At 71.7% G+C, this 21,555-nt stretch carries 23 protein-coding genes; 10 read left to right on the top strand and 13 right to left on the bottom strand.

Going from position 1 to position 21,555, the window contains the following annotated elements; genetic code table 11:
- Positions 1 to 39: 39 nt before the first annotated feature.
- The 5 genes from CCN39_RS06485 to CCN39_RS06465 form a co-directional block, all read right to left on the bottom strand.
- Positions 40 to 966: a DJ-1/PfpI family protein gene (locus CCN39_RS06485; protein WP_086839346.1), complete on the bottom strand. Its 927-nt coding sequence runs from the start codon at positions 964 to 966 to the stop codon at positions 40 to 42.
- Positions 876 to 1,346 carry a type 1 glutamine amidotransferase family protein gene (locus tag CCN39_RS06480; RefSeq protein WP_086839344.1) on the bottom strand — a complete coding sequence of 157 codons (471 nt, stop codon included), beginning with the start codon at positions 1,344 to 1,346 and terminating at the stop codon, positions 876 to 878. Before CCN39_RS06480 ends, CCN39_RS06485 begins: the two co-directional genes overlap by 91 nt.
- 2 nt (positions 1,347 to 1,348) lie before the next feature.
- On the bottom strand, positions 1,349 to 1,738 hold the full coding sequence (locus CCN39_RS06475; RefSeq protein WP_086839342.1) for a hypothetical protein: 390 nt from the start codon (positions 1,736 to 1,738) through the stop codon (positions 1,349 to 1,351).
- Between the two features lie 87 nt (positions 1,739 to 1,825).
- Entirely contained in the window at positions 1,826 to 2,479 is a 654-nt protein-coding gene (locus CCN39_RS06470; protein WP_086839340.1) for a response regulator, read from the bottom strand.
- Entirely contained in the window at positions 2,476 to 3,570 is a 1,095-nt protein-coding gene (locus CCN39_RS06465) for a sensor histidine kinase (protein ID WP_086839338.1), read from the bottom strand. The genes CCN39_RS06470 and CCN39_RS06465 overlap by 4 nt, the downstream gene beginning before the upstream one ends.
- Positions 3,571 to 3,690: 120 nt before the next feature.
- Between CCN39_RS06465 and CCN39_RS06460 the strand changes: the two genes are divergently transcribed.
- The 3 genes from CCN39_RS06460 (at position 3,691) to CCN39_RS06450 (ending at position 8,581) form a co-directional block, all read left to right on the top strand.
- Entirely contained in the window at positions 3,691 to 6,270 is a 2,580-nt protein-coding gene (locus tag CCN39_RS06460) for a glycosyltransferase (protein WP_244210642.1), read from the top strand.
- On the top strand, positions 6,270 to 7,700 hold the full coding sequence (locus tag CCN39_RS06455; RefSeq protein WP_086839334.1) for a radical SAM protein: 1,431 nt from the start codon (positions 6,270 to 6,272) through the stop codon (positions 7,698 to 7,700). The genes CCN39_RS06460 and CCN39_RS06455 overlap by 1 nt, the downstream gene beginning before the upstream one ends.
- Before the next feature lie 92 nt (positions 7,701 to 7,792).
- Positions 7,793 to 8,581 (top strand): GH25 family lysozyme, encoded by a 789-nt coding sequence (locus tag CCN39_RS06450; protein ID WP_086839332.1) that lies wholly within the window; start codon positions 7,793 to 7,795, stop codon positions 8,579 to 8,581.
- On the opposite strand, the gene CCN39_RS06445 is transcribed toward CCN39_RS06450, so the two are convergent.
- Entirely contained in the window at positions 8,578 to 8,817 is a 240-nt protein-coding gene (locus CCN39_RS06445) for a hypothetical protein (RefSeq protein WP_086839370.1), read from the bottom strand. The two genes, CCN39_RS06450 and CCN39_RS06445, sit on opposite strands and share 4 nt — an antisense overlap.
- Before the next feature lie 128 nt (positions 8,818 to 8,945).
- Between CCN39_RS06445 and CCN39_RS06440 the strand changes: the two genes are divergently transcribed.
- The 4 genes from CCN39_RS06440 (at position 8,946) to CCN39_RS06425 (ending at position 11,559) form a co-directional block, all read left to right on the top strand.
- The gene (locus CCN39_RS06440) at positions 8,946 to 10,169 is read left to right on the top strand and encodes a GDSL-type esterase/lipase family protein (protein ID WP_167454991.1); all 1,224 of its coding nucleotides are present in this window, start codon (positions 8,946 to 8,948) and stop codon (positions 10,167 to 10,169) included.
- A gap of 56 nt (positions 10,170 to 10,225) precedes the next feature.
- Positions 10,226 to 10,612 (top strand): hypothetical protein, encoded by a 387-nt coding sequence (locus CCN39_RS06435; protein ID WP_167454993.1) that lies wholly within the window; start codon positions 10,226 to 10,228, stop codon positions 10,610 to 10,612.
- Between the two features lie 30 nt (positions 10,613 to 10,642).
- Positions 10,643 to 10,978, top strand: a complete 336-nt coding sequence (locus CCN39_RS06430) for a ClpX C4-type zinc finger protein (RefSeq protein WP_167454992.1) — start codon at positions 10,643 to 10,645, stop codon at positions 10,976 to 10,978.
- Between the two features lie 191 nt (positions 10,979 to 11,169).
- Entirely contained in the window at positions 11,170 to 11,559 is a 390-nt protein-coding gene (locus CCN39_RS06425; RefSeq protein WP_086839325.1) for a hypothetical protein, read from the top strand.
- Positions 11,560 to 11,760: 201 nt separating this feature from the next.
- Here the strand turns inward: CCN39_RS06425 and CCN39_RS06420 are convergent, their stop codons facing one another.
- Positions 11,761 to 12,771 (bottom strand): aldo/keto reductase, encoded by a 1,011-nt coding sequence (locus tag CCN39_RS06420; protein ID WP_086839323.1) that lies wholly within the window; start codon positions 12,769 to 12,771, stop codon positions 11,761 to 11,763.
- A 173-nt stretch (positions 12,772 to 12,944) separates the two neighbouring features.
- Between CCN39_RS06420 and CCN39_RS06415 the strand changes: the two genes are divergently transcribed.
- Genes CCN39_RS06415 through CCN39_RS06405 form a run of 3 tightly spaced genes read left to right on the top strand, consistent with a single transcriptional unit; the run spans position 12,945 to position 15,234 of the window.
- Entirely contained in the window at positions 12,945 to 13,661 is a 717-nt protein-coding gene (locus CCN39_RS06415) for a dihydrofolate reductase family protein (protein ID WP_086839321.1), read from the top strand.
- Between the two features lie 23 nt (positions 13,662 to 13,684).
- The gene (locus CCN39_RS06410; RefSeq protein WP_244210643.1) at positions 13,685 to 14,038 is read left to right on the top strand and encodes a YciI family protein; all 354 of its coding nucleotides are present in this window, start codon (positions 13,685 to 13,687) and stop codon (positions 14,036 to 14,038) included.
- On the top strand, positions 14,035 to 15,234 hold the full coding sequence (locus CCN39_RS06405; protein WP_086839317.1) for an RNA polymerase sigma factor: 1,200 nt from the start codon (positions 14,035 to 14,037) through the stop codon (positions 15,232 to 15,234). The genes CCN39_RS06410 and CCN39_RS06405 overlap by 4 nt, the downstream gene beginning before the upstream one ends.
- On the opposite strand, the gene CCN39_RS06400 is transcribed toward CCN39_RS06405, so the two are convergent.
- The 6 genes from CCN39_RS06400 to CCN39_RS06375 form a co-directional block, all read right to left on the bottom strand.
- The gene (locus tag CCN39_RS06400) at positions 15,226 to 16,539 is read right to left on the bottom strand and encodes an alpha-glucosidase/alpha-galactosidase (protein ID WP_086839315.1); all 1,314 of its coding nucleotides are present in this window, start codon (positions 16,537 to 16,539) and stop codon (positions 15,226 to 15,228) included. The two genes, CCN39_RS06405 and CCN39_RS06400, sit on opposite strands and share 9 nt — an antisense overlap.
- A gap of 22 nt (positions 16,540 to 16,561) precedes the next feature.
- Positions 16,562 to 17,443, bottom strand: a complete 882-nt coding sequence (locus CCN39_RS06395; protein WP_086839313.1) for a carbohydrate ABC transporter permease — start codon at positions 17,441 to 17,443, stop codon at positions 16,562 to 16,564.
- Positions 17,440 to 18,351 carry a carbohydrate ABC transporter permease gene (locus CCN39_RS06390; RefSeq protein ID WP_167454990.1) on the bottom strand — a complete coding sequence of 304 codons (912 nt, stop codon included), beginning with the start codon at positions 18,349 to 18,351 and terminating at the stop codon, positions 17,440 to 17,442. Before CCN39_RS06390 ends, CCN39_RS06395 begins: the two co-directional genes overlap by 4 nt.
- Before the next feature lie 9 nt (positions 18,352 to 18,360).
- The gene (locus CCN39_RS06385) at positions 18,361 to 19,626 is read right to left on the bottom strand and encodes an ABC transporter substrate-binding protein (RefSeq protein WP_167454989.1); all 1,266 of its coding nucleotides are present in this window, start codon (positions 19,624 to 19,626) and stop codon (positions 18,361 to 18,363) included.
- 212 nt (positions 19,627 to 19,838) lie between these two features.
- Positions 19,839 to 20,654, bottom strand: coding sequence for an endo alpha-1,4 polygalactosaminidase (locus tag CCN39_RS06380; protein WP_086839309.1), 816 nt, complete (start codon positions 20,652 to 20,654; stop codon positions 19,839 to 19,841).
- Positions 20,655 to 20,745: 91 nt separating this feature from the next.
- The gene (locus CCN39_RS06375; protein WP_086839307.1) at positions 20,746 to 21,552 is read right to left on the bottom strand and encodes a DeoR/GlpR family DNA-binding transcription regulator; all 807 of its coding nucleotides are present in this window, start codon (positions 21,550 to 21,552) and stop codon (positions 20,746 to 20,748) included.
- Between the last annotated feature and the right edge of the window lie 3 nt (positions 21,553 to 21,555).

Below are 21,555 nucleotides of genomic sequence, written 5' to 3'. Positions count from 1 at the left end.
ACTCCACTGGTACGCCAGACCACCGCGTCCGGTGGTCCCCTAAATCGTTTCAGGTCGCCGGTTCCGCCGCAGCCGGACGACCACGACGACGGCCCCGGCGCCCAGCGCCACCAGCGCGATCGGCAGCGCTGTGGGCAGCCACGGCCAGGCGTCGCCTTCGAAGACGACGCCGTCGGTCGGCAGCTCCAGCACCTTCGCCGTCCACCGGGCGGTCGCGACGTCGGTGCGGCGGGACAGCCCGCTCACCGCGGTGTCGTACGGGAAGCCCGGCCGGTCGTGGACGTACTCGGGGGCCGGCCCGCCGGGTGCCGTGATCCCGCGGGTCGCGCCGGGCACCAGCAGGCGGTCGAGCCGCGCCGAAGCAAGTGCGGCGCGGGGCAGGAACGTCAGGCCGTGCCGGGACCGGATCGGGCCGCCGTCGGTGCTCACGGCCAGGGTGCGCGAGGACAGCGACTGGCCTTCGGTGTCGAACACCGACGCGAGTTCGACCTCGCCGACGCCGTTCGCGAGCAGCACGCCGACGTCGTCGGGGCGCCAGCGGAACCCGGCGTTGACGACGGCCGCCGCGTCCGGCATCCCGTCCGGCGGGTGCACCGGCACCGCGGTGCCGTAGTGCCGCCAGCCGATCGACGCCGCGGCGGCGGCCGCCACCTCGCGCCCGGCCAGCCGCTCGACCCAGTGCAGCGTGCCGTCGATGCCGGAGAGGATCCCGGCCGTGGTGACGACGGTGCCGTCGTCGACGAACCGCTGCCCGCGCACCCACCGCACCGCCGGGTACTCGTCCGCCCAGTCCTCGACCTTCAGCCAGTGCGCGGTGGCCGGCCGCCCGTCCAGCAACCCGGCGGAGGCGAGCACGGCACCGCCGTTGCAGACGCTCAGCAGCTTCGAGCCGTGCGCGGCCTGCTCCCGCAGCCACGTGGTGACCGGTTCGGTGCCGGGCTCGCCGACGTCCGGGAACGCGGGCACGACGACGAGGTCCGGCGCCCGGGAACCGAGCCGGGCGGCGAGGCCGGGAAATCGAGGTCCGGCACCAGGTCCAGCCCGCCGGTCAGCGGCTTCGGCTCGCGGTGCGGCGCGACCGTGTAGAGGTTGAACCGGCCGGTGGCGGCCAGGACCTCGTAGGGGGCGAGCGCGTCGGAGACGACGGCACCGCGGTCGCCGACGACGACCACCGCGGTCGGCTTGGCCGGGTCGTGGGGGACCGGCGCCGCGGCGGGGACGGGCCGCGGCGGACCGACGGCGTAGAGGGCGTCGAACGCGCCGAGCGCGGAGACGGTCGCGCCCACGGCGGGGACCACCAGGACGGCGGCCACCGCGGCGAGGAGGAAGGCGAGGCGCTTCAGCATGATCAGTGCCAGTACTCGGCGCGGCGCCACACCATGGCGGCCAGCATCAGCGGGAACATGATGACGTGCCCGGCGACCATCAGCGCCGTGCCGGAGAGCGCACCGAGCCAGTACGGCACGAGCAGCGCCGCGAACGGCAGGTACATCACCGCGGCCATCTCGGCGATCCGCGGCCACGAGTGCCGGCGCACCGCCATGGCCAGGACCATCGCGACGGTCATGTTCGTGGCCATCACGAGCGCGTCGACGTCCGGGCGCTCGAGCCAGGCGGACGGCCACAGCGGGCCGAGCGCCACCATGCCGACGAGCATGGCGACGACCATCTCGACGTAGTGGCCGGCGAACCGGGCGAGCTTGCGGCCGGTGGTCCGGGTGGTTTCGGTGGTGGTCATGGTTGCCTCCAGGGTTGTTCCTGGAAGGAGAATCCCGGCTGGAGACCGTGCTGCCAGGTGCCGGAAGTCATGACCGGGGGTCACGGTCTACAGCAGGCCGAGGTCCCTCGCGCGCAGGGCGGCCTGGGTGCGGTCGCGCGCGCCGAGCTTGCCCAGGACGTTCGTGACGTGGTTCTTGACCGTGCCTTCGGCGAGGAACAGCGCCGTCGCGATCTCGCGGTTGCTGCGGCCGCCGGCGAGCAGGCGCAGCACGTCGAGTTCGCGTTCCGACAGCGGCACCACCAGCGGCTGGGGCCGTGGCTGCGGCGCGTCCGGCAGCTGCGCGAACCGCGCGAGGACCTTCGCCGCCACCGACGGCTGCAGCACGGACTCCCCGCGCGCCGCGGCCAGCACCGCCTCGACCAGGCGCGCGGACGAGACGTCCTTCAGCAGATAACCGACCGCGCCCGCGCGCAGGGCGGCGAAGACGTCTTCGTCGTCGTCGAACGTGGTCAGCGCGATGACCCGGACGCCGGCCTGCTCGGCCCGCAGCCGCCGGGTCGCGGCCACGCCGTCGAGGACCGGCATCCGCAGGTCCATCAGGACGACGTCCGGGGCCAGCGAAGCGGCTTCGCGCAGGGCTTCGTCGCCGTTGCCCGCTTCGCCGACGACGGCGATGCCGTCGTGCGTGGCGAGCAAAGTGGCGAGGGCTTCGCGGAACAGGGCCTGGTCGTCGACGAGCAGGACGCGGACCGGCGTCATCCGGGGATCTCCATGGTCAGGGCGCTGCCGCCGCCGGGGGTCGAGGTGAAGGCGAGCTCGCCGCCGAGGTGGGCGGCCCGTTCCCGCAGCCCGACCAGACCGAAGCCGGACCCCGCGCCGCCGTCGCCGCCCCGGCCGTCGTCGCGGACCTCGACCCGGACCGCGGTGGCGGTGTAGCCGAGCACCACGTCCGCCGTGGCGGCACCGGCGTGCTTGCGGACGTTGGTCAGGCCTTCCTGCGCGGCCCGGAAGAGCGCTTCGCGCTGCTCGTCCGGCAGGGGACGTTCGGTGCCGGTCACCGTGAGCCGGGCCGGGACACCGGTCGCCGACGTCTCTTCCGCGAGGGCTTTCAGCGCCTCCGGCAGCGGCGGGACCGGCCGCGGCTCCCGCAGCGTCCGCACCGAGCGGCGCACCTCGGCCAGCGCGGTTTCCGCCTGCTCCTGCGCCTTGGCGAGGACCTCGTCGGCCTTGCCGGGATCGGTCGGCAGCACCGCCCGCGCGGCCTTCACCTGCATCTGGACCACGGTGAGCGAATGCCCGAGCCCGTCGTGGATGTCGCGCGCGACGCGGTTGCGTTCCTGCGCGGTCGCGAGCCGCTCCGCCTGGGCGGCGTGGTCGCGGAGTTTCGCGTGCGCTTCGGCGAGTTCGCTGCGCGACCGCTGTTCCCGCAGCAGCAGTTCGGTGATGATCGCGGCGAACAGCACCGAGATGAGCGTGCCGATCCCCTCCCGCAGGCCTTCGCCCAGCGACATCCCGAGGTGCACGAGCGGGACCACGGCGATGACGAGCGCGATCGCCGGCCGCGGCAGGCGCAGCAGCACGCACTGGCTGACCAGCACGACGAGGAACAGCGTCGTCCCGACCCCGGCGTCGATCGTGAAGAGCACGAAGGCCAAGGGCAGCTGGACGGCGACGTAGGCGGCGCTCCACGCGAGCTGCCCGCGGTCGCGCACCCAGCCGAAGGCGGCCGTGGCGAGCAGCGCGAAGACCGCGCCGAGGACCAGGGCGAGCCGGGGTTCCCCGGAGCCGAGGACCCCGAGCACGATCGAGAGGAGGGCGCCGCAGGTCAGCACCCCGAGGGCCCGGTTCATGCGGTCACTGTGGATGTTTCGGGCACCCGCGGTCAACCACGAAAGCGTTCACACGGCCGTTCGACACCCCGGCGCTTACGCTGGAACCGACGGCCAAGCCGATTCGGGGGTTTGACATCGATGTCAGTGCTCTGGGGCGTGTCCTTCGACGCCACTCCGCTGTCCGGGGTCGTGGTGGAGTTCCTCAAGACGGCGCACCGCTTCGCCGCTCGCGGCCACCGCGTCCACCTCGATCTCGGGTACGACATCAAGGCCGACAAGGGCGCGTTCTTCCGGCCCTACCGCGACGAGGCCCAGCTGCTGCCGGAGTGGGTCACGCTCGACCGCGTCGAGGGTGTCGGGGAGATCCGCGGCTACGACCGCGAGTTCGTCGAAGCGGTGCTCACCCGGATCGTCCAGGCCGGTGACGACACGCTGCGGCCCGAAGTCGACCGCATCGCGAGCGAGCTGGCGGACCGGATGGTGGCCACCTGGGAACGTCTCGGCGTGACCGTGGTGATGGTGGAGAACGGGACCCTGCCGGAAAACCTGACCTACACCGAGGCGTTGTACTCCGCGATCGACCGCTACGGCGCGCGGCACCGGCTCGGCCGGTTCGTGTTCTGGCGCGACCACGACCTGATGTGGCAGAGCGAACCCGGGATCGCCAAGTACGGCACGTTCCCCTACCCCGGCGTCCCCGCGCCGCGGAATTCCCCGCACATCCACTACTTCGCCCTGCACGAACAGGCGCTGGCGCGGACCCTGGAGTGGGTGCCGGACCTGGCCGCCATCGACGTCCTGCCCAACTCCTTCGCCATCGCGCCCGCCCGGATCGACGAGCGCAACGCGGCTTTCCGGCGTGACCACGGCATTCCCGAGGGGGTCCCGCTGCTGGCCCGGATCACGCGGATCATCCCGCAGAAGCGCATCGACCGGGACCTGCACCTGCTGGCCCTGCTGCCGGACGCGTGGCTGTTCGTCGCCGGCGACACCCGCGAGGCCCCGGCCGAGCACACCCGGCTCGTCGGCCTGGCCACCCGCCTCGGCGTGCGCGAGCGCGTCGTGTTCGGCGGCTGGCTGACCCCGTACGACACCGCCGTCCCCGGCCGGTACTCCGTGCGCGACCTGCTCGCGCACGCGACCGTCGTGTCGTTCCTGACCTCCTACGACTACGAAAGTTACGGCAACCCGGTCAGTGAGGCGATCGCCTCCGGGACGCCGTACATCACGAGCGGGTACGAGCTGTACGACGTCGTCTACGGCAGCTTCCGGGCTCCGGTGCTGGACATCCGGGCCCGCGACCTGCCGGACGCGGCGTTCGCCCGCGAAGTCGCCGAGCTGATCACCGACGAAGGGAAACGGGCGGAAGTGGTGCGGGTGAACTCCGAACTCGGGCAGGCGCGCTTCGGCGCACGGGTCGTCGACGACCTGGTCGACCGGCTGTACCCACCGCCGATGGGCGCGGCGACCCGGCTGAGCGTCGTGCTGCCGGTGTACAACGAAGCCGCGAACCTCCCGGAGGTGCTGCGGACACTGCACGACCAGCGCGACGGCGACGCGCCCCTGGACAAGAGCCGGTACGAGGTCGTGCTCGTCGACAACAACTCCACCGACGACACCGTGGCCATCGCCCGCGCCTTCGCGGCCGCGCACCCGGACCTGGCCCTGCACGTCATCCACGAGCCCGAACAGGGCGTTTCGTGCGCGCGGCGGGCCGGGATGGACTTCGCCGCGGCCCGCAGCCGCAACCGGCCCGACAGCGACCCGGGGGAGCGGTTCTACCTCGTCTCCGCCGACGCGGACTGCCGGGTCGACGCCCATTGGCTGAGCGAACTGTTCGCCGCGATGGAGTCGAGCAAGGCCGCCATCGGCGTCTGCGACTACTACTACAACGCCGACCACTTCACCGGGCGGCCACGGCTGTGGGACGCGATCCAGCGGACGCTGCGCTGCCGCGCCGTCACCTTCGCGCTCTTCGGCGGCTTCCCCGACGGCAAGGGTTTCGCCGTCGAGCGCGACGCCTACGAGCGCGCCGGCGGCATCGAGATCTTCTACCAGCTGCAGGACGGCAAGTTCGTCAACCACCTCTCCGACGACTGGGACTTCGGGATCAAGGTCGCCAACGGCGGCGACCCGATCACCTACGCGCCGCGCTCGCGCGTCGAGATCAACCCGCGGCGCGTCGACCACGCCATCGACGAGGTGATCGCCGGCCGCGCCTACGGCTCCGACGGCATCATCGTCATGCGCGACATCCGGCCGTCGGCGCCTGCGGAGCCCGCCGACCTCACCGAAGCCGAGGCCGGGCAGGCGTGGGAGTTCTCCATCAAGGACTTCACGCCGAAGAACACCATCCTGCCGGTGCTGCTGACCCCCGCGCTGCTGGAGGACGACGCCGTCATCGCGTTCTTCGGGCCCGATCTCGCCGCGCGGCTGGCCCGCCGGATCAGCGAAATCCGGCACGAGATGCGCGTCGTCGACTTCACGCCGATCCACGCCTACAAGACGCCGTCCTACCGGCTGTACTTCGAGTTCGCCGACGAGCTGTTCGCGTGCCTGCGGCGGCACGTCGGCGAGGACATCGGGTACCCGCCGCCGCTGCCGCCGTGCCTGGCGGACGTCCCGGCGGCACGGTTCGCGGAATTCGTCCGCTACTACTGCGAAGACCGCGAATCCGGCGAGGCCCACAACTACTTCGGCAACGGAGGGGTGTTCTGATGACCCTGGGCTACGAAGAAGCGGTCGGCTCGCTGCACGCGATCGACCCCGCGTGGCCGCGGCCCGCCGTGCTCGACGTCCTCGAAGCGCCCGAGAACCGGCACCTCCTCGATTTCGTACAGGAGGATCCGTTCGGGGCGCACGTCTTCCCCGGCAACGTGCCCGGTTCGCCGGCGGAGTTCCTGCGCGACCTGGACGCGCAGCTGGCTTCGTCCGGCCCGATCCACCTGTGGTCCTACATCCCCACCTGCGCCTACCGCTGCCGGTTCTGCCAGTACCCGGTGGTGCTGGTCAAGGGGAAGATGGAGAAGGCGGCGGACTGGGTCGACCTCAACATCGCCGAGGCGAAGCTGTGGCTCGACGCCGTGCCCCACCTGCGCGGCGCCGAGGTGGGGGAGTTCAACGTCTTCGGCGGCACGCCGTCGCTGCTGCCGGAGGCCGAGATCCGCCGCCTGCTGGAGTTCTACCGCGCGAACTTCGGGTTCACCCCCGAGACGACGATCCGGTTCGAAGGCGACCCCAGCACGTTCACGCCGGCCAAGCTCGAGCTGCTGCGGGAACTGGGCTGCACCAAGCTGTCCAGCGGCGTCCAGTCGTTCGACGACCACGTGCTCGCGCTGTGCGGCCGCGAGCACACGGCGCAGATGTGCGTCGACTTCGTCTCGGGCGCTCGTTCGCTGGGCTTCGAGTGGGTCAGCATCGACCTGATGTACGGCCTGCTCGACCAGACCCTCGACAGCGTCCGGCGTGACCTCGAGATCGTGCTGGAGAACGAGGTCACGGCGGTGGTCTGCACGAAGCTGCACCTGGCGTCCTACAGCGACACCCGCACCGGCGTCACCGGCGAGAAGCCGGCGGCCTGGCAGCTGCCGTCCTACCGGGACAAGCTGGTGCGCGACGGCCACCGCTGGCCCACGCTCGGCGAGCAGTACCAGATGCGCGAGCTGCTCACCGAGGGCCTGCGCGCGGCCGGGTACACCGAGCACCCGACGATGTACTTCGCGCGCGACGGCCTCGGGCCGGAGAAGTGGAAGTCCATCATGGTCGACCAGGACAAGCAGGAAGCCGAGGTCGCGATCGGGCTGGGCGGCAGCTCGAGCTGCCGCGCCTCGGAGGCGATCACCGACGTGAACTCCCGCCGCTACACCGAAACCGTGCTCGCCGGCCGGATCCCGCTGGGGTCGGCGACGCGGTTCACGCCCGAGGCACAGGAGGCCCGGGCCGTCAAGATGGCACTGACGACGTTGCAGCCAGTGCGGGACTCCCTGCACCGACGGCGCTTTCCGGGACGTTCGCTGTTCGCGGAACCGTGGCTGGGCAAGTTCCGTTCGCTGGCTTCACGGGGCCTCGTCCGGTTGGGGCCGGACGTCGTCGAGCTGACCCCGGCCGGGGAGGTGCTCGTCGAGGCGATCATCACCACCGAACTCTGAAGATCACTGCATCGGGTGACACCCGCCGCGCGGGGAACGCGCAGGGCAGGCAGCATGGGCTCCGGACCAGCCGTACGGAGATCGGAGCCCGGATGAACCGAACCGTGGCGGGCGCGGCCGTGCTGGCGGTGCTCGCGGCCGTGGTGGTCGCGCCACCCGCCCGAGCCGACTACTCGCTGGCGGAGGAGAACTACGCGGGCACCCAGATCGTCCGCCACGAAGGCGTCCGGGGAACTCCGCGCGCCGAGGTCGCCGGGCAGACGCTGGGGCACGACGTCAGCGGCCATCAGGGTCCGGTCGACTGGGCCGCGGCGGCCGGCGCCGGGGCGAAGTTCACCTACGTCAAGGCGACCGAGGGCACCGGGTTCGTCAACCCCCAGTACGGGCAGCAGTACGACGGCGCGCACGCGGCGGGCATCATCCGCGGCGCGTACCACTTCGCCCGCCCGGACGTCTCGGGCGGCGCCGAGCAGGCGGAGTACTTCATCGCCCACGGCGGCGGCTGGCGCGCGGACGGCACCACCCTGCCGGGCGCGCTGGACATCGAGTACAACCCGTACGGCGACGTCTGCTACGGCAAGAACCCCGCCGACATGACGGCGTGGATCACCGACTTCACCCGCACCTACCTGGCGAAGGTCAAGCGCAGCGCGCTGATCTACACGAGCACGGCGTGGTGGAAGCGCTGCACCGGCAACACCGCCCGCTTCGGCAACACCGACCCGCTGTGGCTGGCGCGGTACGGCCCCGAGGTCGGCGAACTGCCGGCGGGGTGGGCGAAGCAGAGCATCTGGCAGTTCGCGCGGGGCGGCGGCCTGCCCGGGGACCAGAACTACTACAACGGCCCGATCGGCCGCGTGCAGGCGCTGGCGAAAGGTTAACGCCGTCGGCGCAGGTCCGGCCACGGCGGCCGGTGCACCATGGCGATTCCGGTGAGGGTCGCGGAGATCAGCGCGACGCCGATCCCCAGCAGCGCGACCCGCGTCGCGTCGACCGCCGGCTCCCACTTGACCTGGCCTTCGCGGACCGCGAACACGCCGACCGGCCGGTGGACCGGGATCACCGTGGTCCCGTCCGGGGTTTCGTACGGATCGCCGAAGATGCGGGGTTCGGTCATGTCCGCCATCGAACCGGAGACCGCTGCCGCTGACAAGATCGGACAAAACCTTGTCGCCTCCGTGACCGGCTGCTTACCATCGGCGGGCAGCTCGTCGACGTTCGTCCTTTGTGGACTCAGGAGGCGCCGTGCGCAGATTCGCCCTTCTCGCTGCGGTTTCCGTGGCCGCGGCCGTCATCGGCTCCGCTCCGGGGGCCGCCGGGGCCGGGCGCGCGTGGTTCACGTCGTGGGCGCAGTCGCAGGACGGCCGGGCCGACACCGCGGTCACCGGCGGGTCGCTGCGGATGATCACCCACCTGAGCCAGGGCGGCGACGCCGTGCGCGTCCGGTTCCAGAACACCTTCGGCACCGGGCCGCTGACCATCGGGCACGCCACGGCCGGGCCGAGCGCGGGCGGTGCCGCCGTCTCGTTCTCGCGCGAGCTGACCTTCGCCGGCCGTCGCGCGGTCACGATTCCCGCCGGTGGCGAGGTGTGGAGCGACGAAACCAGGCTCGTGACGCGCCCGGATTCCGACCTCGCGGTGAGCATGTCGGTCGAAGGCACCGCCGTGCCCGGCCGGCACGGGGCGGCGTTGCGCGACAACTACCTGACTCCGCCGGGCTCGGGCGACCACACCGCCGACGTCTCGGGTGACGCCTTCACGGCCACGGTCGGGTCGACGTACGTGGTCAGCGCCGTCGACGTGCGCAACGCGGCCCTGCAGGGCGTCGTCGTCCCGTTCGGCAGCTCGGTCGTCGACGGCATCGGCAGCACGCCCGGCGTGAACCGCCGGTGGACCGACGACCTGGCGCGGCGGATCGTCGCCTCGGCCGCGCCGCTGGCCGTCGCCAACGCCGGCGTCTCCGGCACGACGAGCGCCCGGTCGTGCCCGGGGATGCCGCCGTCGGTCGCCGGCCTGGACGCGGCGAGCCGCCTGGACCGGGACGTCCTGGCGCTGCACGGCGTCACGGCCGTCATCTACTACTACGGCACCAACGACCTGGCGTACGGCTGCGACGCGGCGACGATCCTCGACAGCTACCGCGCGGTGTTCGCGCGGCTGCGGGCCGCCGGGATCGCCGTGTACGTCACGCCGAGCACGCCGCGGCCGGGGTACACCGACCAGGCGAACCTGGCCCGGCACGAGATCGCGCTGTTCGTGCGGCGCTGGAACACCTGCGGCGGCACGTGTTCGGGTGTCGTGGACTTCGACACGGTGCTGGCGGATCCGCTGAAGCCGAACAGCATCCTCCCGGCGTACGACAACGGCGACGGCATCCACGCGAACGCCGCCGGCCAGCAGGCCCTTGCCGACTTCGTCTCGGTGCCGATGCTCACCCGATCCGGGCCGGTTCATCGCACGATCGGGTGACCGGGCGAGTCGGAGCGCCGGGACTGTGCGTGCCGGTCAGCAGAGTACGTCCGGTGATGAACGAGTCGATGGACGACGCCGGGTGCTGCCTGCTGTCGGTGGCCTGGAACGTCGCGCCGCTGACCGAGGGCCAGCCCGGCTCGCGTCGCGGCGACCTGCGGCGCACGGTGGAGGCGGTGTGCCGGACGGCGGGGCACGGCGCCCGCGACTGGGCTGCGCGGCACGGGGTGGGGACCGAGGCGGAGTACCGGCCGTTCCTGCAGCTCGCCGACGTCGCCTACGAGATCGCGACGCTGCTGCTGCTGGTGGAGGACTTCCTGGTCCCGGACCTGGAGCGCGAACACCGCCGCTGGGCGGAGATCGAGGAGCTGACCGGCCGGCTGACGGAGCTGTCCGACTGGACGGCGGCGTTCCTCTTGTCTGGCTCTCCCTTACGGCTGTAAGGTCGCGCCTGACAAAGGAGGTCGGCCATGGTGATCGCGCGTTGTTCGTTCTGCGCCAAGCCGAACACGGAGGTGGAAGTCCTGGTCGGCGGTCCGGGCGTGTTCATCTGCGACGGCTGCGTCGGGCTGTGCGTGTCGGTGATCGAAGGCAAGCCGGCGGACGCGCCGATGATCGCGCCCTGGGAGCACGACCTGCCGCTGGAGCAGGTGCTGTCCAACCTGGCCCCGGTGTCGGCGGCGAGCACCCAGGTCCAGCAGAACCTGGCGGCCTGGGTGGGCAAGGCCCGCGAACTGGGTGGCACGTGGTCCCAGATCGGCGAGGCCTTGGGGATGACCCGCCAGTCGGCGTGGGAACGGTTCGCCTAGGGCCTATATCGAAGTCTTCTCAAGCTGGTCGAGCCGGAGTTGCTGCCAGGCGTGTCGGCGGTCGAAACGCCGATCGGCCGTTCGAGTGATCTCCCCGCCGGGGATAAACGAAGTCGCCGGGTCGGGCGTGACGTCGATCGCGAACGGGAAGCGAGTCATTTCTCAGGGAGGAAGCAATGAGACGCTCTTTGGTGGTTGTCGTCATCGCCCTGCTCGGCGTCATCGGCATCAGCGTGCCGGCCGGCGCGGCCGTGGCGACTGCCCAGTCCGCCGTTGCCGACGATCTCTGCAACGGGACCAGCGGCTGCATTACGGTGGACATCTCCTTCTCGAACCGGTCGGCCACCGCCGTGGGAACGGTGTTCGACGACAAGAATGCCGGATCGACCACTGCTGTTTTCGATTTCTACACCGCGAACGGCTTCTGGTCAGAGCAGACGCGGACCGCGACGAACGCGCGGACTCCGTTTCACTTCAGCGAAGCCGGGCCAGCGGGCGGGATCAGCTATGTGGTGGTTTACCTGGTCAGCAATGCTACCGGCGAGCCGTCGTCTGATTCCCTTGTTTTCATCAAACCGTAGGTAGCGCTTGCCGGGTGACGTGGCGGTCCGATCCGGCGATGCGCCGGATCGGACCGCTCCGGCGAACCCGCCGGGTGACCCGGGCCGGCCGGGAACGACCAGCTCGCCGTCCGCTACGAGGCCACCGTCCAGATCGCCGCGATCAACGAACGGCTCTGAGCCACTTCGATACCGGCCCGGTCAGAGGTTCCGCGACCCGGACTACCGGGAGCCCGTCACCGGGCGCGGTTTGTAGAAGGACTCCTCCAGGTAGGCGGCCTCGTGCGGCTGGTAGGGCTCCTCCAGGTAGGCGGCCTCGTCGTCGTCGAGTTCGACGTCGACCGCGGCGACCGCGTCGGCCAGCTGGGCCGGCTTGGTGACTCCGACGATGGGCGAGGTCACCACCGGGTGGCGCATGACCCAGGCCAGGGCGACCTGGGCCGGGGACAGCCCCCGCTTGCCCGCGATCTCGTGGACGCGCTCGGCCACGACCTGGTCCTCGTCGCGGTAGAGGATCGCAGGGCCTTCGTCTGTCTCGGCACGCGCCGTGGCGGTGTCCCGGGCCCGGGTCAGCCTGCCCCGCGCCAGCGGGCTCCACGGGATCACGCCGATGCCCTGGTCGGCGCAGAGCGGGAGCATCTCCCGCTCCGCTTCCCGGTGGATGAGGTTGTAGTGGTCCTGCATCGACACGAACCGGGTCCAGCCGTTCAGGTCGGCCAGGTACAGGGCCTTGGCGAACTGCCAGGCGTACATGGAAGAAGCGCCGAGGTAGCGGACCTTCCCGGACTTGACCACGTCGTGCAGCGCCTCGAGGGTTTCCTCGATCGGGGTGTCGTAGTCCCAGCGGTGGATCTGGTACAGGTCGACGTAGTCGGTCCCCAGTCGCGTCAGGGAGGCGTCGAGCTCGGCGAAGATCGCCTTGCGGGACAGCCCGGCGCCGTTCGGGCCGGGGCGCATCCGCATCCAGACCTTGGTGGAGAGCACGACCTCCTCGCGCCGGGCGAAGTCCTTGACCGCCCGGCCGACGATCTCCTCGCTGCTTCCGGCGCTGTACCCGTTGGCCGTGTCGAGGAAGTTGACGCCGCTCTCGAGGGCCTGCTTGATGATGTCCCGGCTGGCGTCCGCGCCCAGCGACCAGGGCTCGCCGCCCCGGTCCGGCTCGCCGAAGCTCATGCAGCCGAGGGTGATGGCGGAGACTTCCAGTCCGGTCGTTCCGAGTTTGGTGTAGCGCATGCCGGCGAACCTAGGAGCTGGAGTGTGCTCCACCGCAATACACCGGAATGCGAAAGGCGCGGGTCGCGGAGCCGGAAGGCTTTCTTCTCGACCCGTGTCGAGAACGCGCGGCCGGCTCCGACTGAGGGGCATCGGCGGGCAAGAGGGCCGCCACCACGAGCGGAGCGTGCACGATGACCAAGGTGACTGCCCAGATGTCGGTGTCCCTCGACGGGTGCTACACCGGACCGCGGGCCGGCCGGGACACGACCGGCTGGCTGCAGGGCCCCGAAGCACCCGGGTTCTTCCGGGTCACGCGCTGGGCCGTCGACGCCATGGCCTGGCGCGAGCGGCAGGGCTTCGCCGGCGGCGAGCAGTCGGTCGACTCGGAGATCGTCGCCGAGATGTTCGCGGCGGCCGGGGCCTACGTCATGGGCCGGCGGATGTTCGACGCCGGTGAGGTGCCCTGGGGCGCGGAACCGCCGTTCCGGGCCCCGGTCTTCGTCGTCACCCACCGGCCCCGGGAGGTGCTCGAACGCCGGGGCGGGACGTCCTTCACCTTCGTCACCGAAGGCGTCGAGCGGGCCGTCGGGCTGGCCCGGGCCGCCGCCGGGGGCAAGGACGTCGCGGTGGCCGGTGGCGGTGAGCTCCTGCGCCAGGTGCTGGCCGCCGGGCTGCTCGACCAGCTCGAGCTGCACGTCGCCCCGGTGCTGCTGGGCGACGGCCAGCGCCTGTTCGGCCCGGAGCTCGGCCTCGGCGCGGACGACGGCATCGAGCTGGTCCCGGCCCGGGTCGTCGACGCGCCCGGGGTCACCCACCTCCGCTACGCCGTCACCGGGCGGTCGAAACTGGTGCTGGACGATCGCGGCGCCAGTGGTGACCTGGTCGCCCCGGCCGAGACCGGCAAGTGAGAGAGGAGCGAACGGTGAAGTACATGCTGTTGATCTACGGCAACGAGGAAGCCTTCAACTCGGTGGGGGCGGAGACCCTCGCGGAGATCATCCGCGAGACCGACGCCCTCAACCGGGAGCTGTTCGAGTCGGGCGAGCTGGTCGGCGCCTACGGCGTCGCCGACGAGGTGAACACGAAGATGGTCCGGGTCACCGGCGGGACCCCGGTGGTGACCGACGGTCCCTACGCCGAGGCCAAGGAGTTCCTGGGCAGCTTCATGATCGTCGACTGCGACGGCATGGACCGGGCCCTGGAGATCGCGGCCCGCGCTCCCTCGGCGCGCTACTGGGGTGTCGAGGTCCGGCCGCTGATGCACGAGGCCGACGTCGCGCCGTGACGGGCTGGCAGGCCGTCCGGCGGCTGGTCCCGGACGTGCTCGGCACGCTGGTGCGCCGCTACGGGCAGTTCGACGCGTGCGAGGACGCCGTCCAGGAAGCGCTGGCGGCGGCCGCGGCCCAGTGGCCGGTGGACGGGTGGCCGGAGAACCCCCGGGCGTGGCTGGTGACGGTGGCGTCGCGGCGCCTCGCCGACCAGGTCCGCAGCGACGCCGCTCGTCGCCGGCGGGAGGAGGCGGACGCCCTCCGCACTCCGCCCGCCGGTGGCGAGGTCGAAGCCGGCGACGACACGCTCACGCTTCTGTTCCTGTGCTGTCACCCGGCGTTGACGCCCTCCTCGCAGATCGCGCTGACGCTGCGGGCCGTCGGCGGCCTGTCGACGGCCGAGATCGCCCGGGCCTTCCTGGTGCCCGAGGTGACCATGGCCCAGCGCATCAGCCGGGCCAAGCACCGCCTCAAGGGGGCCGGCTTCGCGCTGCCGCCCCCGGCCGAGCAGGCGGCGCGGCTCGGCGTCGTGCTCCACGTGGTCTACCTCGTCTTCAACGAGGGCTACACGGCCACGTCGGGGACCCGGCTGGTGCGGGCCGAGCTGACGGCCGAGGCCATCCGGCTGGCCCGCGAGCTGCACCGGCTGGTCCCCGGCGACGGTGAAGTCGCCGGGCTGCTGGCCCTGCTGCTGCTGACCGACGCCCGCCGCCCGGCTCGCACGGCCCCGGACGGGTCGCTGGTGCCGCTGGGCGAGCAGGACCGCACGCTCTGGGACACCGAAGCCATCGCCGAGGGCCTGGCACTGGTGACCGGTGCGCTGGCGACCGGCCCAGTCGGCCCGTACCAGCTGCAGGCCGCGATCGCCGCCGTACACGACGAGGCCCCGGCCGCGGAAGCCACGGACTGGCCGCAGATCCTGGCCCTCTACACGGTTCTCGAGCGGGTGGCGCCCAACCCGGCGGTGACGCTCAACCGGGCGGTCGCGGTGGCCGAGGTGCACGGACCCGCGGCCGGGCTGGCCCTGCTCGAGGGCCTCTCGGCCGACGAGCGCCTCTCCGCCTCCCACCACCTCCTGTCCGTGCGCGCCCACCTGCAGGAGCTGGCCGGCGACCACGAGGCGGCCCGTGCCGGCTACCGCGCGGCGGCCCGGCGCACCACCAGCGAACCCGAGCGGCGCCACCTCCTGGCCCGCGCCGCCCGCCTAGGATGACCGGCCGAGGACCGCGCGCAGGGCGGGCTGGAGCCGGTCGCCGTGGGCCCGGACGAGGTCGTCGCACAGCTCGAAGATCCGCTCGACCGGCAGCGCGGCCGCCGTGGCGGGGTCGATCATCGCCGCGTGCCGGACATGGTGCGGGTCGTCTTCGACGGCCGCGCGCACGACGAGCTCGTTGACGCTCAGGTACGTCCGGTTGAGCGCCGCGAGCTGCGGCGGCAGCGCGCCGATCCGGGTCGGCCGGACGCCGGTGCCGTCGACCAGGCACGGCACCTCGACCACGCCGCCGGACGGCAGGTTCTCGATCAGGCCCCGGTTGACGACGTTGCCGTAGACGGTCCGCGGGGTGCCGGTGACCATGCTGTGGACGATCTGCGGCGCGTACTCGCCCGTGCCTTCGACCGGCAGCGGCTCGTCGGCCGCGATCGCCCGCCGGGTCCGCTCGTACTCGGCCTCGTTCTCCGCGACGATGCCGAGGTAGGCACCGACCGGCAACCGCAGGCGCTCGATTTCACTGTCGTGCTTGAGGTACCAGGGCACGTACTCGGCCGAGTGCTCGCTGGTCTCGGTCGGGTAGTAGCCCAGGCGCCGCAGCATGTCGAACCGGACGCGCCGCCGCAGCTGCCCGTCGGACTCCGCCAGCTCCCGCAGCCGCGGGTACAAGTCCGCGCCCGCGTGCTCGAACCGCAGCACCCACGCCTGGTGGTTGACGCCGGCCGCGACGTAGGTGACCTCGTCGAACGGCACCCCGACGAGGGCGGCGAGCCCGTGCACGGTCCAGTACACCGAGTGGCACAGCCCGACGACCCGCGTCAGCCCGGTGGCCTCGCCCAGGTACTGGACGTTCATCGCCATCGGGTTCGTGTAGTTCAGCAGCCACGCCTCCGGGCAGACGTCGGCGATGTCGTCGCCGAGTGCCTTCAGGAAGGGAAACGTCCGCAGCGCGCGGAAGATCCCGCCGATGCCGAGGGTGTCGCCGATGGTCTGGTGCAGGCCGTGCCGCTCCGGCACCTCGAAGTCGGTGCGGGTCGCCGCCGCCATCCCGATCTGGACGATGTTCACGACGAAGTCCGCGCCCGACAACGCTTCCCGGCGGTCGGTGTGCGCGGTGAGCACCGGTTTCACGCCCCGCACTTCGGCGATCCGCCGGGCCGCGGCCAGCGCGGTCGCCAGCCGGTCCGGATCGATGTCGTGCAGGGCGACGTGCACGCCGTCCAGCTCCGGGTAGGCGAACAGGTCGGCGAGCAGGCCCTGGGTGAACACGACGCTGCCCGCGCCGACGAAGGTGATCTTGGGAGTCATCGAAAATCCGATCCGTGCGGAGTCAGCCCTTGAGGCCGCTGGAGGTGACCGACTGGATGAACGTCTTCTGCGCGCCGAGGAAGGCCAGCAGCACGGGCAGCACGGTGATGACGTTGCCCGCCATCACCGCGGCCCAGTTCGTGTGGTGCTGGCCCTGGAACGTCGTCAGCCCCAGCTGCAGCGTGTACGTCGTGTCGTGGTTGACCGCGATCAGCGGCCAGGTCAGGTCGTTCCACGTGCTGAGGAACGTCAGCACGGCCACCGTGCTCAGCGCGGGCCGCGACAGCGGCACCACGATGGTGAACAGCACGCGCAACCGTGAGCAGCCGTCGATCCACGCCGCCTCTTCGAGTTCCCGGGGCAGCGACAGGAAGAACTGGCGCAGCAGGAACACCGCGAACGGCGTCACCAGCGACGGCACGATGAGCGCGCCCAGCGTGTCGATCAGGCCGAGCTTCTTCATCACCAGGAACGTCGGGATCATGGTGAGCTGGAACGGGATCGCCATCGTCGCGACCATCAGCGCGAGCAGCGCCCGCGAGCCGCCGAACCGCATCCGCGCGAACGCGTACCCGCCCAGCGTGCCGAACAGCAGGTTCGACACCACGGTCACCGCCGAGACGATCAGCGAGTTCGTGAACCAGCGCAGGAACAAGGCGTTCTCGAGGACGTAGCGGTAACCGGAAAAGTCCACCCGGGACGGCCAGAGCGCGGGTGGGAACCGGTTGATCTCGGCGTTGCTCATCACGGAACTGAGCAGCAGCCAGACCAGCGGTGCCGCGAACACGAGCGCCAGCGGCACGAGCAGCAGGTGCCAGGGACTGAAGGGCAACCGCGGCCGGCGCAGCGAGGGCAGCGCGGTACGGGTCGCGGGCACGTCGATTTCGGCCGGCTGTATCGTCATCGGAGCGCCTTCCCGGGCCGGCGCAGCACGCGGATGGCCACCACGACGACCAGCAGGGCCAGCGCCAGCACGTAGGCCGACGCCGCGCCGTAGCCGGCGGTGAAGTTCTTGAACGCCTGCTCCCAGACGAAGTAGACGATGACCGTGGTCGAGCCGAGCGGGCCGCCCTTGGTCGTCACGTACACCAGGTCGAACACCTGCAGCGACGTGATCAGCTGCCACAGCACGAGGAACGCCGTCACCGGGGTGACCGCGGGCAGCGTCACGTGCCGCAGCACGCGCCACGTTCCGGCGCCGTCCAGCCGCGCGGCCTCGATCAGCGACGGCGGCACGTCCTGCAGCGCGGCCAGGTACACCACGACGCAGAAGCCGGTGCCGCTCCACAGCGTGATGCCGACCAGCACCAGCAGCGCCTGCGCCGGGTCGGTCAGGAAGCCCTGCGGCGACACGCCGAGGTGGTGCAGCAGCGAGTTGGCCGCGCCGAACTGCGGGTCGAGGATGAAGGAGAACAGCACGCCCTGGGCCGTCGCCGACAGCACGAACGGGACGAACACGAGCGTCCGGTAGACACCGACCAGGCGGATGCGCCGGTTCAGCGCCTGGGCCAGCAGGAACCCGAACAGGATGCTGAGCGGGACGTAGAGCACCGTGTACAGCACGGTGTTGCCGACGGCCTGGGCGAAGTGCGGGTCCTGGGCGAGCGCGGCGTAGTTGTCCACGCCCACCCAGCGGCTCGGGGTCACCAGGTCGTCGGCCTGGAAGGACAGCACGAGCGACCAGGCCACGGGCACCACGCCGAGGCCGAGGATGATGAGCACGGCGGGGGAGACGTAGGCCCACGCGGCCGCGGTTTCGCGGCGCCGCCGGTGGATCGAGGTGACGGTGATGGGCCTCGGCAGTCCGGGCATGGCGGCTCCCTATCGCGGAATGATCAGGGCGGCGTTCGCCGCCGCGGCGCAGTCGCGCATCGCGTCGGCCGGTGTCGCCCGGCCGAGCAGCACGGCGACGATCGCGGTGCCGAGGGCCGCCGACACCTGGGGGTAGGCCGGGTGCACGGGCCGCACGCGGGCGTTCTCCAGCGCGTCGACGAAGACCGGCAGGCCCGGGGTCTCGGCGGTTTTCTCCTGCCACGCGGGCAGTTGCTGCGTCCGGCGGCTCAGCGGGAGACTGCCCGCGCCGTCGTCCCAGCGGACGTCCTGGGCCGGGTCCGCCAGCCAGGACAGGAACGTGCGGGCCGCCGCCACGCGTTCTTCGCCGTTGTCGAACAGCGTCCAGGTGTCCGGGCCGGAGATGGTCACCGGACGGCCGCTGAAGCTCGGCAGCGGCACGACCGCGTAGTCGATCCCGGCGTCGGTGATGTCGGGCAGCTGCCACGGGCCGGTCGGCACCATCCCGATGTGCCCGGCCTGGAACGCCTGGTACATCTGCTCGCTGCCGGTCTTCGGGTCGAGGTAGACGGCCTTCGCCGCGGCGAGGTCGCGGACGACTTCCAGGGCCCGGACGCCCTGGTCGGCGAACCCGATGCCGCGCCCGCCCGCGCCGACGACGTCGCCGCCGAGGTCCCACACCATCGGCCACAGCCGCCACACGGTGTCCTCGTCGCCGGTGGCGGGCCAGGCGGTGCCGAAGGTGCCGCTGCCCGCGTCGGTGAGCTTCTTCGCCGTGGTGACGAAGTCGGCCCACGTCCAGCCCGCGGCGGGCACCGGGATCCCGGCGCCCGCGAACAGCTCCTTGTTGCACACCACGGCCAGCGAGTCGAGCAGCGCCGGCACCGCGCGGACGCGGCCGTTGACGGTGACCGCTTCCCGCGCCGGTGCCCAGAAACCGGGGCCCGCGTCGACCAGGCCGGTGACGTCGACGACGCTGGGGCTGCGCGCCACGCTGGCGAGGTCCGAGCCGAAGACGTAGGCGATGTCCGGGAACGACCCCGACGCGAGCGCCGCGGTGATCTTCTGGAGCATCGCGTCGGCGAGGACGCCGCCGCCGAGGTCGATCCGGATCCCGGGGTGGGTCCGGTGGAAGTCGGCGACGAGCTCTTCCAGGACCTTCTTGCCGGTGTCGGTCTGGCCGTGCCAGACCTCCACCGTGACCGGGCCCCCGGTGGCCCGCGCCGGGCCGCAGCCGGCCAGGGCGGCACCGAGGGCCAGACCACCGGCGCCGCGCAGGAATCCGCGGCGGTCCATCAGCGGGTCTTGCCGGGGAAGGGGAAAGACATCATCGAAACTCCGGATGATGGTGGGCACGACCCCGCCTCGGACCCCGAGGGTCCTGGCGACTCAGTCCGGGCTCGCGGCGGAGGCCGACATACCGGCTGGGCGTACCTCTGACGTCGGCTGTTCGTCCCCGACGTGGACAGCAGTAAAGCGAGCGCACTCGGACGTGTCAAGGTGCGCTGTCAGCAGGTCTTGCGGAGGTACCCGCTCGTCCCCTGGGGCACCACGTACAGGTCCCGCCGCACGATGCTGATCTTGCTCTTCCACTCCGGGCAGCCCTTGCTCATGCCCGAAGCGGTGTACTCGACGTCGACCACGCGGTTGTTGAACGGGCCGGCGTAGTCGGCGCACTCCTCGTATTCCCCGCACTCCTCGGTGACGGCGAAGTCGAGGCCGTTGGCGACCCGGTTGCCGGCCAGTTCCGGGGTGTTCTTCTGGGCGATGGCGAGGTTCTTGCTGTGCGCGCGGGCGGCCAGGAGCTTGATGTACTCCTGCGCGTGCGTGGTGGTGAGCAGGTTCTTGGACCGGCTGTAGCTGTCGTAGTTGTCCGGCTCGATCGCCTGGTACCCCTTCGAGGCGCACGTGTCGATCCAGCCGCCGACCTTGGCCGCGACCCGCGTGCGCTTGTCCGCGGTACGCAGGTCGAGCAGGGTTTCCTTCCAGTCCGGGTCGACGACCTTGTTGCCGTTGGAATCACGGAGCAGCAGGTCGCTCGGCCAGTCGCCGTCCGCGCCTTCCTGCGCCTGGAAAGCGTTGAGGTAGCAGATGTTGTACTTGCCGCTCGCCGGGGCCGCCGAGACGTCGCGGCTGACGATCTGCACACCGGAAGGCGGGGTGTAGGCGCCGCCGATCTGGTAGTCGAAACCGGCGGCCTGCGGGGGCAGGGTGACCGCGGCCGACGCCGGTGCGGCCACCGCGGCGAGCAGGCCGGCGGCGAGTGCGCCCGCCGCCGTGAAAGAAGCGAATCGCTTGCCGTGGACGGGGAGGGAACGCTTCATCCGGACTCCATCATCGTCGGGGCTGTTGTCGGCGAAAGGTAGGCAGGACGACCACCGCGGTCAACGAAACGCGCATTCGCGATGAGCGTTTTCACCGGTCCTTGCCGGACCCGGCTTCGACCACGGTGACCCGGACCCCGGCCCGGCGGATCGCCGCGACCGCGCCGGGCGCGGCGGAGGAGTCGGTGATGACCTCGTGCACGTCCTGGATGTCCCCCATGCGGGCGAGGGTGGTCCGCCCGAGCTTGCTGCCGTCGGCCAGCACGATCACCCGCTGGGCGCGGCCGAGCATGGCGCGGTTGGTCCGGGCCTCGTTCTCGTCGTGCGTGGTGATGCCCGCCGTCGCGTCGATGCCGTCCACGCCGACGAACGCCGTGCCGACGCTGATCGAGGCCAGCACGTGCTCGGCCCACGGGCCGACCAGCTCGTAGGACTGGGGCCGGGCGACACCGCCGACGACGACCAGCTTCAGCCGGGGGTGCAGGGCCAGGTCCATCGCGATGTTCAGCGCGTTCGTGACCACCGTCAGATCCGCCCGGCCCGGCAGTTCCCTGGCGAGTTCGCTCGTGGTGGAGCCGCCGGTCAGGGCGATGACGTGCGGCCCGGCCGGCAGCGTGCGGATCGCCGCGTGCACGATCGCGCGTTTGGCGTCCCGGGACCGGCTTTCCCGGTAGGGCGGCGGCACTTCGGTCGTGCGGCCCCGCGGCCGCGCACCGCCGTGGGTGCGGGTCAGCAGCCGCTGTTCCTCCAGTTTGGCCAGATCGCGCCGCAGCGTGGCGGAGGAGACGCCGAACCGCACGCTGAGCTCGCCCACCTGCAGCGAGCCGGTGTCCGCGAGTACCCGCAACAGCTCCGAAAGCCGTTCGGCCCGGGTGGTGCGCCGTTTCCGCGTGGCCATGGG

This window comes from Amycolatopsis kentuckyensis, assembly GCF_002155975.1.
GTDB classification, from domain to species: Bacteria; Actinomycetota; Actinomycetes; order Mycobacteriales; family Pseudonocardiaceae; genus Amycolatopsis; species Amycolatopsis kentuckyensis.
This window is presented reverse-complemented; position numbering and strand designations above follow the sequence as displayed.